The sequence below is a fragment of the Pseudomonas sp. 10C3 genome (assembly GCF_036346185.1).
Classification (GTDB): domain Bacteria; phylum Pseudomonadota; class Gammaproteobacteria; order Pseudomonadales; family Pseudomonadaceae; genus Aquipseudomonas.
Map to the genome: position 1 here is coordinate 15,391 of NZ_JASJVE010000021.1, position 16,226 is coordinate 31,616.

The following is a 16,226-nucleotide window of genomic DNA, read 5'->3' on the forward strand; positions in this document are numbered from 1 at the left end:
ACGAAAGGTGTGCCCCCAGAAAGGTGTCAATGCTACACGCATTCTTCAAGGATATTTTTAATTAAGTTGATATTTTTCAATGGGTTGTGTAGATCTTATTTTAACTCGATTTTACGCAACGAGACCGGTGACTGCCCATATGAGTGAAGGCGGTGGCACGTTTAGCGATGGACACAATAGCGAATAGCCCTTCTAATGACCTGACATTGTACAGGGGGAATGTATTGGCTAATCCGTCTAGCCCCTCCTGGTGTGGTTCGACGAATTGATGTTGGTACCCAGTCATTGATAATAATAACGCTCGGTGAATTCTCTACGGAGATGTCGTTGCTTGTAACGCGCCTCGATTTAAAAGGATTCGAGGTTAGTGAGTGTCGCAGTCTCAAATTACTCCCCGCTCCATCGGGCCGCCAAGAGGTGCTGCTGACAGAGCAGTCGTGGCTCAGTACACGCTCATTAACCGAGCGAGGGGAGTTAAGTGAACGCGCACGCGATGCAGCCGAGTGGATTGTGTTATCCGACGCAGCGGATAGCGTCCCGGATCAAATTGAGTGGCTGCGACTCGGGGTCAGTCTTTTTTTCCAGTGCCCGCTGGATGTCGATGGTGTCGTTTCTCTCATCGAAGCCGCTCAGGCTCGATGCAACGCACAGCCATTGCGCGTCATTTTGCTTGACTGCGATCAGTCAAGCTTGACCTCCAAGTCAGAAGCCTTAAGAGATGTCGGTGTTAATGTTTTCTCCACCTCCGACCCGCTGGCGGCGTTAGACGCCGTTAATCATTTCAAACCGGACGTTTTGGTGGCGAGCGCTCATTTGCCCTCCCTATCAGCCGGGGAACTCTTGGTCATTGCACGGCAACGACCTGACAACGCTTTATTGCCCATCATCTTTTTAACGAGAAGCGCTGACGTTGAGGCGATGCCGCAGGCCAAGGTGTCGAGCGGCGTTTGTTTTCTGACCGAGCCTGTCGGCTTAGCGTTATTGGTGGCGACCCTCACCTCGCAAGCGTTGGGTTATCGTTCTGTAAAAAGTGCTTTTGTTCGCGTACGCGAGGATGCACTTCGAGCGCGTGTCCGTCTTAAAGCGTTGCGTTCCGCGATCGATCAACATGCCATCATTAGCGTCGCGGATGGCGCTGGCAATATTGTGCATGTGAATGATCGCTTCTGTCAGATCAGTGGTTACAGCCGGAAGGAGTTGCTGGGAAAAAATCACCGGCTGATTAAGTCAACTGTTCACGACTCAACCTATTATCAAGCGTTGTGGGGAACCATCAGTGCCGGTAAAACATGGCGCGGCGAACTGTGCAATAGAGCCAAAAATGGTGATGCCTATTGGGTTGAGGCAACGATCATCCCTTTTTTAGATGCTGCCGGAAAACCCGTTCAATACATGTCCGTTCGCACGGACATTACCGCATTGAAATGCAGTGAAAACGCGCTGCGCTTAAGCCACGAAAGGCTTCGCTTAAGTCAGGAAGTCACCCATATCGGTACCTGGGACATGAACCTGGCGAACGGTGATGTCTCCTGTTCGGACCGAACCTTACAACTTTTTGGCTATCCGGCAGGGATACTAAAGAGGGACTACGGTGACTTTCTCATCGCGGTGCATATTGATGATCGTCAAAACCTGACCCGCATCATTAACGCCAGCATTGAAAACCGCTCATCCTATGAAGTTGAGTTTCGAGTCGTGTGGCCAGACAACACGGTGCATTGGCTGCAAGAAAAAGGGGCTGTTGTCAGTGACGAGACCGATGGCGCTCTTCACATGCTGGGTGTTGTGCAAGATGTTCACGTGCGCAAGATGGCCGAAATTGCGTTAGCAGAAAGTGAAGTTCGCTTTCGCGGGGCGTTCGAAGCTTCTGGTATCGGCATGGCCTTGATCTCATTGTCAGGCGCTTGGTTGTTGGTCAACAGCGCCTTGTGCTCAATGCTCGGTTTTAGCGAGGATGAACTACTCGCCACCGATTTCAAAACCTTGACCCACCCGGATGATATCGCGGTCGATCAAGCTTTTTTAAGCCAGTTTCTCAGTAGCGAAATGTCAAACTGGCAGCACGAAAAGCGTTACTACGCCAAGGGTGGCCGGGTTGTTTGGGTGTTGCTCAATATTTCGGTAGTGCATAACGACGACGGGCAGTACGTCCATTTCGTCTATCAAGTGCAGGACATTACGGCGCGCAAAATTGCCGAGCAACGCTTGGCCCTGTTTCGCAATGTGTTTGACGCCAGTGGTCAATGCGTCAGTATCACCGACGGTCAAGGGCTGATTATTTACCAGAATAAGCGGCATGCTCAAGAATTAGGCTATTCAGACAAAGAGTGTATCGGGCAACCGTTTACTTTTTTTCTGCCCGAGAAGACTGCAGGGACCTACATCACTGAGCTGTTAAGTTCAGCGGCTGAGGGTAAAGACTGGGTGGGGTATATTCCCATTCGCCGCAAGGATGGCAGTGTCTATATCTCCGCCAGCAGCATTGGTTTCGTCAGAGGCGAGCGAGGGGAACTGCAGAATTTATTTAACATCTTCACCGACTTTAGTGAAGAACTGGCCCGTCGCAGTGAACTCGCCGACGCCAGGAAAGCGGCGGATCAAGCGAACCAGGCTAAATCTGATTTTCTCTCGAGCATGAGCCACGAGCTGCGCACGCCAATGAACGCCGTCCTCGGTTTTGCGCAAATGCTCGAATGCGACAGTGACCTGAACGCTGATCAGAAAGACAGTGTCCAGGAGATTCTAAAAGGCGGTAAACACCTACTGGAACTCATCAATGAAGTGCTTGATTTAGCCAGCATTGAATCGGGGCATGTCAGCCTCTCACTCGAGACAATAGAGCTGGGCAGCCTGTTCAAGGAGTGTTGGAGTTTTATCCAAATTCTGGCGGAAGCAAAGCACATTACCTTGCATTTCAATGTACCCGCGGGGAGCGTCGTGTGTGCGGATCGAGTGCGGTTGAAACAGGTCCTTTTGAACCTGCTTTCAAACGCCGTTAAGTATAACCGTGAGGGCGGTGATATTAGCGTCGGTGTACAGTCTGTTGACGATGACACACTTAGAGTCACGCTGACGGACACGGGAATTGGCATTCCATCTGACCGTATCCACGAACTTTTTCAACCCTTCAATCGACTGGGCGCAGAACACAGTGATATTGAAGGTACCGGTATCGGGCTCACTATTTCTCGTCGTTTGATAGCGTTGATGCGTGGGACGGTCGGTGTTGTCAGCGAGGAGGGGGTTGGTACGACCTTCTGGGTTGAGCTGCCTACTCAATCCACAGAAGAGAGGCCCGATTCGAATAACAACGTCGGCAATACAATGCCCGTTGGCAATGAGCCCTCGCGCCAAGAGTGTGTGCTGTACCTTGATGATAACCCAGTCAATATAAAGTTGATGGCGGGCGCGTTTGCAAGGCACAGTCATATACACTTGGTGACCGCAGCCACACCACAGTCAGGTCTTGAGTTGGCGTTAGCCTATCGGCCTGATGCGATACTTTTAGACCTGAACATGCAGAACATGGACGGCTATAAAGTATTCAACGTACTGGAAGGGCGCTTTGAGAAAACGCCCATTATCGCGTTGACGGCTAATGCCATGCCCCATGACATCGAAAAAGCCCTTTCCGCCGGCTTCGCCAAATGTCTCACCAAACCCATCGACTTCGGCCTGCTCATGAGCACGGTAGAAGGCTGTTTGGCTGACAGTAAGGAGGCTCAGACATGAGCGTACAGCCCACGAACCATTCCTGCATTTTTGTCATTGACGATGAGACGACCAACCTCAAACTGCTGCACAAAATGCTAGTCAGTGAGGGGTATTCCAACCCGGTCTTGATACAGGATTCGCGCCTGGTTCTTGACCGCTATAAGGCGTTACAGCCCGATCTGATTTTGCTCGACATCAATATGCCCCACCTGGACGGTTATCAGGTGATGGAGCAGCTTAAAGCGCTTGATGATCCCTTGTTGCCGCCCATCATCATGTTGACCGCTCAGTGCGGCCAGGACTATCTGCTGAAAGCGCTTGCGGCGGGGGCGCGGGATTTTGTCATCAAGCCCTTTATGCGTGTCGAGCTACTGATGCGTGTGCGTAATTTGCTGGATGCTCATTTGGCTCATCGATTAGTGCACGGGCAGAAAGCAACGTTGGAACGCATGGTGCAGCACCGTACGGATGCTCTGTACCAGGCACGGATACAGGTTGTGCATTGTCTTGGTCGTGCCGCGGAATACCGCGACAACGAAACGGGACTGCACATTGTCCGAATGAGTCTGTATTCGGCACTGCTGGCCAAGAGCATGGGATGGTCTGACAGCGAGTGTGAGCTATTGCTGCACGCCAGCCCGATGCACGATGTCGGCAAGATTGGTATTCCGGATTCGATTCTGCTCAAGGCCGGCAAGTTTGAACCCGAAGAATGGGAGGTGATGAAAACCCACGCGGCGATTGGTGCGGAAATTCTGGAACATGGAGATTCAGAGTTACTGTGCCTGGCACGTGTTATCGCGTTAAGCCATCACGAAAAATGGGACGGTAGTGGCTACCCCAACGGGCTGGCGGGTGAAGCCATTCCTGAAGCAGGGCGTATCGTTGCGGTGGCCGATGTCTTCGATGCCTTGGCTTCAGCACGTCCCTATAAGAAAGCCTGGCCGGTGGAGGACGCGGCCGCGTACATCGGAGACAATGCCGGCAAGCACTTTGATCCGACAGTGGCCGAGCACTTTTATAAAAACTGGCCCGCTATTCTGGCGATTAATAACAGTCATATGGAGCCACAGGAGCCCTAGGCATTTGCGTTAACAGATTCGATTACGTGCGCCATTATTAATAACTAGAAGGGGTCTTCCATGCTCACTAATTTGCGGTTGAGAAGTAAGCTGTTGCTGCTAACGCTGGTGCCCATTTGTGCGCTGGCTTTTATCGTTTGCGCGATCGTCGTCCAGGCGTTGCAGACGCTGGCGGATCAACAAGAAACCCAGACCCGCGAGCGTCTGATTGAAGATCATCGCGTCGAAATAAAGCAATATGTAGAGTTGGCGATGAATGCCATCGCACCTATTTATGACCGGTCGGATAATAACGACATAACGGCGCGTGACGAGGCAGTCACCCTACTGAAACGTTTAAACTACGGTAAAAGTGGTTATTTCTGGGGATATGACAGTCATGCTGTACGTATTTTTCAAGGCAACACCAATGATAAAATTGGTCAAAGTTTCTATGAGTTCAAAGATCCCAATGGCGTGTATGCAATTCGCGAGTTGGTGAGTGCGGGGCGAGACAATAGTCACTATGTCAGCTACAGTTTTCTCTTGGGTGATAGCAATGTGTTAGTGCCGAAAGTGGGGTACTCCCTGTCCCTCCCCAAGTGGGACATGGTCATCGGCACGTCCGTCAATCTTGATGATGTAGAGGTGCAAGTAAAAGCCGCGCGCAGTAAATTTGATACCAGCTTTCACAACCTCTTGATGGTGATGATCGGCTCTGCGGTGGGTCTACTTGTCTTCATGGCGGTGCTGGCCGTCATGATGAGCAGCACCTTGCTCAAGCCACTGTTACGGATTAAACGCAATCTGGACGATATGGCTTCTGGCGAGGGCGATTTGACTCAGCGCTTGCTGGTGACAAGCCAGGATGAGCTGGGGGAACTGGCCAACTCCTTTAACCTGTTCGTTGCAAAGATTCATGTGTTGGTACAACAGGTCGCGGGCACTACCGGCAAACTCTCCACGCTCGTCACGGCCGTGACCAATCAGGCGCATCGTTCCGAGCAGGCGATCAGTGCTCAGCGCCATGAAACTGACCAGGTTGCCACTGCCATCAATGAAATGTCCGCAGCCGCCCATGAAGTTGCTCACAGCGCTCAGCAAGCTGCCGACGCAGCGAGCGAGACTGACAAGGAAGGGCAGACGGCCAAGCAAGTCGTGGATAAAAGTATCGCCCAAATCCATCAGTTGGTGACCGAGGTTCGAGGCTCCAGCGATACCATGGAAACATTACGTCAGGATGTGCAAAGCATCGTGAGCGTTCTGGACGTGATCCGTTCGATTGCCGAGCAGACCAATTTGTTGGCGCTCAACGCGGCGATCGAAGCGGCGCGAGCGGGTGAAGCGGGACGTGGCTTCGCGGTGGTTGCTGACGAAGTACGCGCCTTGGCAAGCAGGACCCAGCACAGCACGGGTGAAATCCAGGTAATGATTGATCGTTTGCAAACGGCCACCAGCAAAGCTGTTGCGGCCATGCAGCATGCCAGTCAGATGGGAGAGGACACTCAGGAGCACTCCAATCTTGCCGGTACGTCGCTGGACGCCATGGCTCATTTGATCACAACGATTAACTCGATGAATGCCCAAATTGCCAGTGCTGCGGAAGAGCAGACCGCAGTCGCTGAGGAGATCAATCGTAGCGTTCACCAGATAGCTGTCGCCGTGGACAGTGTCGCAATCGACGCTGTAGAAGGCGCGCAGACAGCCCGTGAGCTGAGTAGTCTGGGTGCTCAACTGCAAGGGTTGGTGGGGCAGTTCAAAGTTTAAGCAAGGGGTGCAACAACACGCGGCCAGTTATCGTGGCGAGCCCCATCACCTGCTGCCTGGAGCAGAGTTGATGGGGCTCGCCGCGACTTGCTGTTCGCCTTAATGGCTCTGGGCTTTTTGCAGTGCCTGGGTCGTTAGAGAAATGCATTCTCGCGCGCCTTCATCGTTGTTCCTGGCGAGGGCTGCTTCGGCTCTATGGATGGTGGTCTCGACATCGCCCTTCAGTTGCTCGTTCAATTGGGGATTGCTCACCAGAGCGTCTCTGACTTTTTGCAGGTTTATCTGGCACAGGCTGCTTTCGTTCCCGGCAAACACCGGGGCCACCAATAGTGCAGTGGTAAGGAACAATCCAGTCATTACTACGCGCTTCATGGACATCTCCTTGAGCATGGGGGCTCGGCGGACGCGGCGTAATCTGCGCGGGTCGCCGGGATTGGATACAGGCTCTGATCCATTGGACCGAAGCGCATCGATTATAGCGATACGCAATTATTTCCGCTTGAACTCAATCCCTACCAGTTTGCCATCTATGAATTTAAGGTATCGGTAACCGTTCATAGAAAACGTCACGACGTGGTCGTTCGAATGCAGGCAATGCGGTAGACGCAGCGTCGTGCGTCGCTGAGTAGATGCTCTTCCCGGATAACCGTCGCGCCCTGTCCGGCGATTTCCTGAAACAGCTGCAACTCGGAACGGCAGAAGCCTTGGCATGTGCGGGCGGCTGCACAAATCGGGCAGTGGTCTTCAACCAGCAACCAATCCTTGCCGTCGCGCTCGACGCGCGCCATATATCCTTCCTGTGTGCGAATCATCGCTAACTGCTCCAGTCGCTCCTGCAAGGAGTCGCCAGTACAGACTTGTTGATAGCTCGCTCGCGCTTCCACTTCGCGTTGCGCAATCAAGCGATCCAGACCTTCGTCCCCAAAAATCTGGCGCACCGAACCAATCAACTGCACGGTCAATTGGGCATGCGTATCAGGGAAGCGGCCGTTACCGGCCTCGGTGAGCACCCAGTTCTGGTGGGGGCGACCGACGCCGGATGCTGCTTCCAGTCGACCTTCGATCAAGCCCGCTGCTACCAGCTTTTGCACCTGCTGACGCGCCGCCTCGGCAGTCATGTCCAGGGCTTTGGCAATGGCTGCGTTTGAAACGGAGCCCTTGGTTTTGATGAAGAACAGGATGCGATCCGACGTTGGCAGTGAATCCGACATATCAAAGCTTTCACTTGTGTAATTCAATGTAGCCACCTAATATCCAAGCCAATGCTTGGATATTAGGCGTTGGTTGTCCACTTGTCGAGGGAATGAGAATGCACACAGATTCACTGACTGTCACCGCTTGGGGTGACTTGCTGCGAGGCAGAAATGGTGTGCTGGCGCTGGCACTGATGGGGGGCGTGGCGCTGCATGCGATCAACGTACACATTGTCACTACGGTGTTGCCATCAGTGGTGCAGGACATTGGAGGACTCGACTGGTACGCCTGGAACACCACGCTCTTCGTGGTGGCCTCCATTGTCGGTGCGGCGCTGTCTGTCTGGCTGCTGGCGGTGTTGGGTCAACGGGGAGCCTGTGTTACGGCGCTGGCGGTGTTCTCCGTGGGGTCGGCCGGTTGCGCACTCGCCACTTCAATGCCCTGGATGCTGGCAGGTCGCAGCGTGCAGGGTCTTGGTGGCGGCACCTTGGCTGCGCTCAGTTATGCGTTGATTCGGGTCGTGTTCGAGCCGCGGCTATGGCCACGGGCTGTGGCACTGGTCTCTGGTATGTGGGGGGTGGCCACGCTATGCGGACCGGCATTGGGCGGGCTGTTCGCCGAGTCGGGACATTGGCGCTGGGCGTTCTGGACGCTGTTGCCGGTGGCGCTGTTGCAAGGGATGCTGGTGATCGGGCAATTGCGCCCGATGGGTGAGCGGGAATCCTCCGTGGATAGCACGCCTCGCATTCCTTTCATGCAGATCGGGCTGCTGGCAACCTCCGTGCTGGCCATCGCTGCGGGCAGCTTGTCGGCGGCCCTGATTTGGCAGTGCTTTGGTATCGTCGCGGGTCTGGCCTTGGGTATGAGTGCCGTCGTGTGTGATCGGTGTGCCACGGTGCGCTTGCTGCCTGTCGGCGCGACCGCTATCGGCACGCCGCTGGGCGCCGTCTATGCGAGCGTGGCCCTGCTGTTGATCGGTACCACGACGGAAATCTTCGTGCCCTATTTCCTGCAGAAACTGCAGGGTCTGACACCGCTGGCGGCAGGCTATCTGACTGCGGCGATGGCGGCTGGCTGGAGCATGGCGTCGCTGTTTTCGTCAGGCCACGGCGGTGTTACTGCAGCGCGTCTATTGCGCGCCGGTCCAATGCTTTGTGCCGCCAGCTTACTGGTGCTGGCAATACTGATGCCGGCGGTCGACGACCTGCCTGCAGGTATACGCACACTTTTCTGCGGTCTGGCGCTGGCCGGTTTGGGTGCGGGGGTCGGCATTTGCTGGCCTCATCTGCTGACCCGCGTTTTGACCCTGGCGCCACCCGGTGAAGGCGGCATGGCGTCTGCCGCAATCACCACGGTTCAACTGTACGGCATGGCCATGGGCGCGGCTGTCGCAGGATTGGTTGCGAATGCGGCAGGGCTCGGCGGGCAGGACGGCATCGCGGGCACGCAGTCGGCTGCCGTGTGGTTGTTTGCCAGTTTCGCTTTGGCACCGGTGTTGGCCATGCTGCTGGCTCGTCGGATAGGTTAGCGCGTCGACAGGCATGGAAGGTTCGAGCCTGTGCCGCGACTGAAAAATGGGGGCTAAAATCGGCCCCCGAAAATACAGACTAAGACCGGCAAGTCTAAAAAACCGGTTTGAAAGTGGGCAAGGTGTGTACGGGTGAATTGTTCAGCGTCGCCCCTAAGTGTTTTTTATTTTGAAACGGTTTAATACACGTTGCATCACTGACGCTCGCTCCGAAAGATCTTTGGCAGCCAAAGCGCACTCGTGTGAGTTGGATTGGTTTTGCTGGGTCACTTCATCGATCTGCTCAAGGCCGATACTGGCCTGCCGCAGACCGGAAGCCTGCTCGCTCGACGCCTGGTAAATCAGCGACACCAGACTGGACACCGCGCTGGTGCCGCTGACGATATTTTTCAGCGACTCGGCGGTGCGCCCCGCGATAATCATGCCGCGCTGAGTCTTGGTGGAGGAGTCGGCAATCAGCGCCGCTGTTTGCTGGGCCGCCTCAGCGCTACGTGCTGCCAGGCTGCGCACCTCATCGGCCACCACGGCAAAACCGCGTCCAAGTTCTCCGGCTCTGGCGGCTTCGATCGCCGCATTCAATGCCAATAGATTGGTTTGTGCAGCGATGTTGTCGATAGTTGTGATGATCGCAGTGATGTCTTTGCCTGAGTTGTCGATCTCGGCCATGGCGGCGATCAACTCACTCATCAGTTTGTCGCTTTCGCCTGCGTCGGCCCGTGAAGCCTGGGATTGCTCATCGGCTTTTTTGGCGTTGGCGGCGTTGTCTGTGGTCTGCGCCGCCATCTGCGTCATCACGGCGCTGATCTCGGTAATGGACGATGCGGAATTGGACGCGCCATCGGACAACGACTGGCTCAAGTCGGTGACCTGTGAGGAGCTGCCGGTAATCCGGGTCGCACTGACCTGTACTTCGGAAATCAGGTTGTTGAGATTGCTGACCATTTTCTCCAATGACTTGCCCAAGGTATCGTGCGGGGACGACAGCCTGACTTCCAGATCCAGGTCCCCTTCGGAAATACGTTCGGCCACCCGAACCTGGCGCTGCAGGCTTTCCGACATTTCGTTCAAGGCAGAAGACAGATGTCCCACTTCATCCTCGGATTGCTGAACCAGCCGACGCGAGAAATCCCCCAGGCTGATGTTGGCGGCCAGTGCTGCGGCCTCGCGGATCGGCCCAACGATTTTCGCCGCGGCAAACCACAGCGCCACCAGGGCCAGCAGCGAAATGGCCAACCCCACTGACACCTGCCAGACACTGCTGTTGGCACTGCGCGATTGCAGCTCTTGCTCAAGGGCAATCGCCTGACTCATGACCACCGCTTTGGGCAGCCGAATCAGGACCGCCCAGGGTTTGCCCGTGCGTCCCAGCTGGATCGGCATCAGCACTTCGATGTCCTGAGTCTCCTTGTTGAGCTGGCCGTCACCGCGACCGCTCTGGATATCGCCCAAGGTCTTTTCCCAGCTCTTGGGTAACAGCGACTTGATGGACTGGCCGATAAGTTCCGTGCGTTGACTGTCTGCAACCACCAACCCCTGGTTACTCAATATCGACACCGAGCCTTTGCCGCCATACAGGTCTGCGGACATCTGCTCGCTGAGCTTCTGAATGAAGGCAATGTCGAAGTCGGCGCCGACCACACCGTAGAATTTGCCATTGGCCACGATCGGCACCGACAGGGTGGTCAGCCAGACATTCTTGCCCTGCACCACATAAGGGATCGGGTCCAGCACGCTCTCCTTTAGGGTGTCGCGAGGGCCGGAGTACCAGCCGCCCTTGGGCACACCATTGGGGTGACGTTCCTGGGAGTCATACTCGACCAGCGGCTGCACCGCGACATGGCCGTCGGAACTGCGTGTCCAGTAAGGTGTGAAGCGGCCGGTCAGGGGGTTGTTACCCTCTTGCCCATTGCGAAAAGCCTGATCCTGCCCGTCCAGCGCATCAGGCTCCCAGCATGAATAGGTACCGTTAAAGTCAGGATTATCCTTGAGGACACTGAGCAATACGTTATTGATCTGCTCTCGCCCGAGTGAAAGCGGGCTTTGCAAGGTCTTGCTGGCAGCAAAGGTATTGGCCATGGTCCGTGCCGAATCCAATGCATTTTGCAACTTGGCCTGAATGGCGTTAGCCCTGGACTCGGCAAGGTTCTGCACTTCACGGATGGTCGACGTTTCAATAAGTGCCGACACTTCGCTCGCGACGAATTGGTCATTGGCCCTGGAAGAAAAAAGCCCGTATACAACCAGGCTTGCCGACGAAACAAGCAGGCATATACCTGCGGTGGTGCAAATCCTGGCTTGCAGTGATGTGAATTTCATGGTTTCCCCAGCTCGCTTTTGTTGTGACTAACGTCAAAGATGAAAGTGCCGAATGCACTTGCTCGCCCTGGCAGATAACGCTCAATCATTTGCTGCTTACACCCGACCTCCGGCGAAAGAGAAACACTCAGCGCAGGCGGTTCGCAGCGTGGCAGCTAAGTAGTCAGGGTCCATTGACTTTAGTTTTACGGTGTTGGGAAATTTGATAAATAAGCATTGCCCGAATACGCTCTACACCCTGTCCAGGCAGATCGCCGGAAAGACATTATTTAATAACATGTAAAAAGATTGTGAAAGCATTATCTGTATCGCTAGTTATCTTTTGCTGCAACCTTGTATCGATTCAGATTAATACGGGAATGTTAGTCAGCTAACCTATAGGGGGCTCGGTTTTTAGTATTAGTGAGGTCTTGTACTTTGGTGCAGGTCTAACGTTTTATCATGAACAGGCGGGGTCTGAATAAACGGCGACTTTTCGACGAAAGTTAAGGTTCGAATGCAGTTGGGTGATTATTAAATCTGTACTTAAGTACGGTATTCGCTTGTTCGAAGTTGCGCTCTGTCCTCCCCTTGGGATTCTCTGAATAATGGTTGTCATTTCGACTGGCGGCGCGGTGACAATGAAATAGCCGATAGATACGTCATTTCCCCCCACGGGCATCAAACCCTCAGCGCGCCCTTTGTGCAGTTTCGTGCGCTGATGGGATAACGCGGTGCTTCAATGGACTGCTGGTTTTTTACCTCGGACCTATGCTCAGGCTCCAGTCAATCACGGGCATTCCAGTGATTCCCGCGGATCAGTTGAGCGTGAAAGTGAGAGTGAAATGAGCGCCTATCTACATTGCCTGTCGCATACACCATTGATGGGACATGTGGACCCTGCTGCCGCTGTTCTGGATGAGGTTGCCAGCGTTGTCGAGGCGGCCCGGCAGCGCATCGCGGCCTTCAACCCGGAACTGGTCATTTTGTTCAGTGCGGATCACTACAACGGTTTTTTCTACGACGTGATGCCGTCGTTCTGCATTGGCATGGTCGCCCATGCCATCGGTGATTTTGGCACTCTGGCCGGACCGCTTGCTGTCCCCCAGGCGTTGGCGGAGAGCTGTGCTGAATCAGTTCTGTGTGACGGTGTTGATGTCGCTGTGTCGTACCGAATGCAGCTTGATCATGGTTTTGCTCAGCCGCTAGAGATGTTGTTTGGTGGCTTGCAGGAAGTGCCGGTGATCCCGGTCTTCATCAACTCGGTGGCAACCCCGCTGCCAAGTTTTCAACGTGCCCGGCTGTTGGGCGAAGCCTTGGGCCGGTGGGCGCAATCACTCAATAAACGCGTGCTGTTTCTGGGCTCGGGCGGACTGTCTCATCAGCCTCCGGTTCCGGAGCTGGCGAAGGTTGAGGGGTTAATGGCCGATCGGCTCAAAGGCAGTGGCCGCTATCTGCCGGCCGATGAGCGCGTTGCTCGTACGCAGCGAGTGATCCTTGCGGCACAGCGTTTCGTAGAGGACCCGACTTCGCTGCACCCGCTCAATCCCGAGTGGGATCAGGGTTTTCTTACGTTGCTTGAGCAAGGTCGGCTGAGTGAGTTGGACGCTATGACCAATGCCGAGCTGTCGGTCCTGGCCGGCAAGTCTTCCCATGAAATCAAAACCTGGGTTGCCGCCTTCGCGGCCCTGGCGTGCTTCGGCCCGTATCAGGCGAGCGACCGTTATTATCGTCCTGTTCCAGAGTGGATCGCCGGGTTTGGCTCGCTGAGCGCCAAGCCCGTTGTCCACGTCTGAGAACCATTCAGAGAGTACCCCATGAGTCAGTACAGCGAAGGTGAAACCAGTCGCTTTGCCATGATCAACGACGAAGGCCTGAGCCTGAATATTCACTATCACGACTGTGGTGATGGGCAGGAGGTGGTGGTCATGCTGCATGGATCCGGACCTGGAGCCAGCGGCTGGTCGAATTTCAGTCGTAACGTCGAGCCTCTGGTGCGGGCTGGCTACCGAGTGTTGCTGATGGACTGCCCCGGCTGGAGCAAGAGTGACACTATTGTTTGCACCGGGTCACGTTCAGCGCTCAACGCGCGGGTGCTCAAAGGGCTGCTGGACAAGTTGGGTGTGTCGCGTGCTCATTTGATCGGCAACTCCATGGGTGGGCACAGTGTGGTGGCTTTCACTCTGGCTTATCCCGAGCAGGTCGGCCGTCTAGTGCTGATGGGCGGTGGTACGGGGGGAGCCAGCCCATTCGTGCCGATGCCGACCGAGGGCATCAAGTTGTTGCAGAAGGTTTACCGTGAACCGACCCTGGCCAACTTGCAGCAGATGATGGACGTCTTTGTCCATGACAGCGGTGACCTGACACCCGAACTGGTGACGGGACGCCTGGAAAATATTCTGCAGCACCGCTACCACCTGGAGAGCTTCACCAGGAGTCTGGACTTGAACCCGCGTCAGTTCCCCGATGTGTCCATGCATTTGGGTGAGATCCGCGCACCGACCCTGATTATCTGGGGGCGTAACGACCGTTTCGTGCCGATGGACACCGGGCTGCGCCTAGTCGCCGGTATCCCCAACAGCGAATTGCACCTGTTCAACAACTGCGGTCACTGGGTGCAGTGGGAGCATGCCGAGCGCTTCAATCGCTTGGTGTTGGACTTCCTCTCTAGCTGAGGATGATGAGCACTTTACCTGGCCGTTGCCCAAGATGAATGGCAGGCGAACAGCCTCAACTACACCTCGGGCACCACCGTGGCGCACACCTCAACAGGCGTGGCAACTGGCTGCCAATCGGTAATTTCAGCGCTGGTGGGATAACGGCGTAACTCACGGGATCGCTGACCCGCTGGCGTATTCCTAACATCATCCCGACAACTAAGCGCGAGGTGAATATGAGCGTGACCCAACAAACCCTGGAGCAACTGGCTGGTGCCTTGCGCGATGCCGAACGCACGGGTGAGGCGATTGCCCCGTTGCGTGAGCGGATCGGTGAAGACTCTGGTGAGGCGGCCTACGCTATTCAGCGCCTGAACGTCGCCCATGCAGTGGCCGCAGGTCGGCGTGTGGTGGGGCGAAAAATCGGCCTGACCAACCCCAAAGTACAGGTTCAACTGGGAGTTAATCAGCCGGACTTCGGCACCTTGTTTGCCGACATGTGCTATGGCGACAACGAAACCGTATCTATTGGCGCTGTACTGCAGCCGAAGATCGAGGCGGAAATTGCCTTTATTCTGGACAAGGCTCTACCACGTGCCGACACCACTTTTGCCGATGTGCTCGATGCCGCCGCCTGGGTACTGCCCGCGTTGGAGATTGTAGGTTCCCGAGTGCAGGACTGGAACATTCGCTTTGTCGACACCGTTGCCGACAACGCCTCCAGCGGTTGCTTTGTATTAGGTGGCCCGGCCGTGCGCCTGGCAGGCGTCGATCTGCGCAAAGCAGTGATGAACATGACCCGCAACGGTGAGCTGGCCTCCAGTGGCAGTGGGGCCGAATGCCTGGGGCATCCGCTTAATGCCGCAGTGTGGCTGGCCCGTACCATGGCGAGTCTGGGCGAGCCGTTGCAAGCCGGCGACATCATCCTCACTGGCGCCCTCGGGCCGATGGTGGGGGTCAGCGCGGGTGATCGTTTCGAGGCCGTGATCGAAGGTATAGGCCAGGTCGCAGTCAACTTTTCGGCCGAGTGATCGGCAGGCTCAACGTTAAGAGCACATCACCATGAAGAAACTCAAGGTTGCCATTATCGGCTCGGGAAACATTGGTACCGACCTGATGATCAAGATTATGCGCCACGGCAAGCGCTTGGAAATGGCCGCGATGGTCGGCATCGATCCCAACTCCGATGGTCTGGCACGTGCTGCGCGTCTGGGGATTGCCACGACCCACCAAGGTGTAGTCGGGTTGACCCAAATGGACGAGTTCAAGGACATTGACTTTGTCTTCGATGCCACCTCCGCCTCGGCCCACGTGAAGAACGACGCAATCCTGCGTTCGATAAAACCAGGCATTCGCCTGATCGACCTGACGCCAGCGGCCATTGGTCCGTATTGCGTGCCAGTGGTCAACGGCGCTGAGCATGTCGACAAGCTCAACGTGAACATGGTCACCTGTGGTGGCCAAGCGACCATTCCGATGGTGGCGGCCGTCTCCCGCGTGGCCAAGGTGCATTACGCCGAAATTATCGCCTCCATTGCCTCGAAATCCGCCGGCCCAGGAACCCGTGCCAATATCGACGAGTTCACCGAAACCACCAGCAAGGCCATCGAAGTGATCGGCGGTGCCGCCAAGGGTAAGGCGATCATCATCATGAATCCGGCCGAGCCGCCGCTGATCATGCGCGACACCGTGTTCGTGCTGTCCGAGGCTGCTGATCAGGCGGCCGTGCAAGCCTCCATCCTGGCGATGGAACAGGCAGTCAACGCTTACGTACCGGGTTACCGTCTTAAGCAGCAGGTGCAGTTCGACGTGATCCCCGAAGACGCGCCGCTGAACATTCCGGGCCTGGGCCAGTTCTCGGGTCTGAAGACTTCCATCTTCCTGGAAGTCGAAGGGGCTGCCCACTATCTGCCGGCGTATGCGGGCAACCTCGACATCATGACCTCCGCCGGCATGGCTACGGCCGAGCGCATGGCTGAAAGAATGCTGAGCGGTGAGGCCTGAGGACAT

At 55.6% G+C, this 16,226-nt stretch carries 11 protein-coding genes; 8 read left to right on the plus strand and 3 right to left on the minus strand.

Annotated features, from left to right (window positions below; translation table 11 throughout):
* Window positions 1-327 precede the first annotated feature (327 nt).
* From QN399_RS19890 to QN399_RS19900, 3 genes are read left to right on the plus strand one after another with little or no spacing between them, the layout of a single operon-like run.
* Window positions 328-3,732, plus strand: a complete 3,405-nt coding sequence (locus tag QN399_RS19890; RefSeq protein WP_322278226.1) for a PAS domain S-box protein — start codon at window positions 328-330, stop codon at window positions 3,730-3,732.
* Window positions 3,729-4,796 (plus strand): HD domain-containing phosphohydrolase, encoded by a 1,068-nt coding sequence (locus QN399_RS19895; protein WP_322278229.1) that lies wholly within the window; start codon window positions 3,729-3,731, stop codon window positions 4,794-4,796. Before QN399_RS19890 ends, QN399_RS19895 begins: the two co-directional genes overlap by 4 nt.
* Window positions 4,797-4,856: 60 nt before the next feature.
* Window positions 4,857-6,542, plus strand: a complete 1,686-nt coding sequence (locus tag QN399_RS19900; protein ID WP_330201461.1) for a methyl-accepting chemotaxis protein — start codon at window positions 4,857-4,859, stop codon at window positions 6,540-6,542.
* 99 nt (window positions 6,543-6,641) lie between these two features.
* Here QN399_RS19900 and QN399_RS19905 read toward each other — a convergent pair whose 3' ends face one another.
* Window positions 6,642-6,914 (minus strand): hypothetical protein, encoded by a 273-nt coding sequence (locus QN399_RS19905; protein WP_322278231.1) that lies wholly within the window; start codon window positions 6,912-6,914, stop codon window positions 6,642-6,644.
* 194 nt (window positions 6,915-7,108) lie between these two features.
* The gene (locus QN399_RS19910; protein ID WP_330201462.1) at window positions 7,109-7,753 is read right to left on the minus strand and encodes a metalloregulator ArsR/SmtB family transcription factor; all 645 of its coding nucleotides are present in this window, start codon (window positions 7,751-7,753) and stop codon (window positions 7,109-7,111) included.
* Between the two features lie 98 nt (window positions 7,754-7,851).
* Here QN399_RS19910 and QN399_RS19915 point away from each other — a divergent pair, with 98 nt between their 5' ends.
* The gene (locus tag QN399_RS19915; protein ID WP_330201463.1) at window positions 7,852-9,264 is read left to right on the plus strand and encodes an MFS transporter; all 1,413 of its coding nucleotides are present in this window, start codon (window positions 7,852-7,854) and stop codon (window positions 9,262-9,264) included.
* A 153-nt stretch (window positions 9,265-9,417) separates the two neighbouring features.
* Here QN399_RS19915 and QN399_RS19920 read toward each other — a convergent pair whose 3' ends face one another.
* On the minus strand, window positions 9,418-11,580 hold the full coding sequence (locus tag QN399_RS19920; protein ID WP_330201464.1) for a methyl-accepting chemotaxis protein: 2,163 nt from the start codon (window positions 11,578-11,580) through the stop codon (window positions 9,418-9,420).
* Window positions 11,581-12,404: 824 nt separating this feature from the next.
* Between QN399_RS19920 and mhpB the strand changes: the two genes are divergently transcribed.
* The 4 genes from mhpB to QN399_RS19940 all read left to right on the plus strand — a co-directional run bounded on the left by mhpB (window position 12,405) and on the right by QN399_RS19940 (window position 16,220).
* Entirely contained in the window at window positions 12,405-13,355 is a 951-nt protein-coding gene (gene mhpB, locus QN399_RS19925; protein ID WP_330201465.1) for a 3-carboxyethylcatechol 2,3-dioxygenase, read from the plus strand.
* A gap of 21 nt (window positions 13,356-13,376) precedes the next feature.
* Entirely contained in the window at window positions 13,377-14,234 is an 858-nt protein-coding gene (locus QN399_RS19930; RefSeq protein ID WP_330201466.1) for an alpha/beta fold hydrolase, read from the plus strand.
* 218 nt (window positions 14,235-14,452) lie between these two features.
* On the plus strand, window positions 14,453-15,247 hold the full coding sequence (mhpD, locus tag QN399_RS19935) for a 2-keto-4-pentenoate hydratase (protein ID WP_330201467.1): 795 nt from the start codon (window positions 14,453-14,455) through the stop codon (window positions 15,245-15,247).
* Window positions 15,248-15,278: 31 nt separating this feature from the next.
* The gene (locus tag QN399_RS19940; RefSeq protein WP_330201468.1) at window positions 15,279-16,220 is read left to right on the plus strand and encodes an acetaldehyde dehydrogenase (acetylating); all 942 of its coding nucleotides are present in this window, start codon (window positions 15,279-15,281) and stop codon (window positions 16,218-16,220) included.
* The last annotated feature ends 6 nt before the right edge of the window (window positions 16,221-16,226 follow it).

Coding starts and splice junctions, on each gene's coding strand:
- QN399_RS19930 (WP_330201466.1), top strand. CDS start 13,377: ATGAGTCAGTACAGCGAAGGTGAAACCAGTCGCTTTGCCATGATCAAC.
- mhpD (WP_330201467.1), top strand. CDS start 14,453: ATGAGCGTGACCCAACAAACCCTGGAGCAACTGGCTGGTGCCTTGCGC.
- QN399_RS19895 (WP_322278229.1), top strand. CDS start 3,729: ATGAGCGTACAGCCCACGAACCATTCCTGCATTTTTGTCATTGACGAT.
- QN399_RS19915 (WP_330201463.1), top strand. CDS start 7,852: ATGCACACAGATTCACTGACTGTCACCGCTTGGGGTGACTTGCTGCGA.
- QN399_RS19900 (WP_330201461.1), top strand. CDS start 4,857: ATGCTCACTAATTTGCGGTTGAGAAGTAAGCTGTTGCTGCTAACGCTG.
- QN399_RS19920 (WP_330201464.1), bottom strand. CDS start 11,580: ATGAAATTCACATCACTGCAAGCCAGGATTTGCACCACCGCAGGTATA.
- QN399_RS19910 (WP_330201462.1), bottom strand. CDS start 7,753: ATGTCGGATTCACTGCCAACGTCGGATCGCATCCTGTTCTTCATCAAA.
- QN399_RS19905 (WP_322278231.1), bottom strand. CDS start 6,914: ATGAAGCGCGTAGTAATGACTGGATTGTTCCTTACCACTGCACTATTG.
- mhpB (WP_330201465.1), top strand. CDS start 12,405: ATGAGCGCCTATCTACATTGCCTGTCGCATACACCATTGATGGGACAT.
- QN399_RS19940 (WP_330201468.1), top strand. CDS start 15,279: ATGAAGAAACTCAAGGTTGCCATTATCGGCTCGGGAAACATTGGTACC.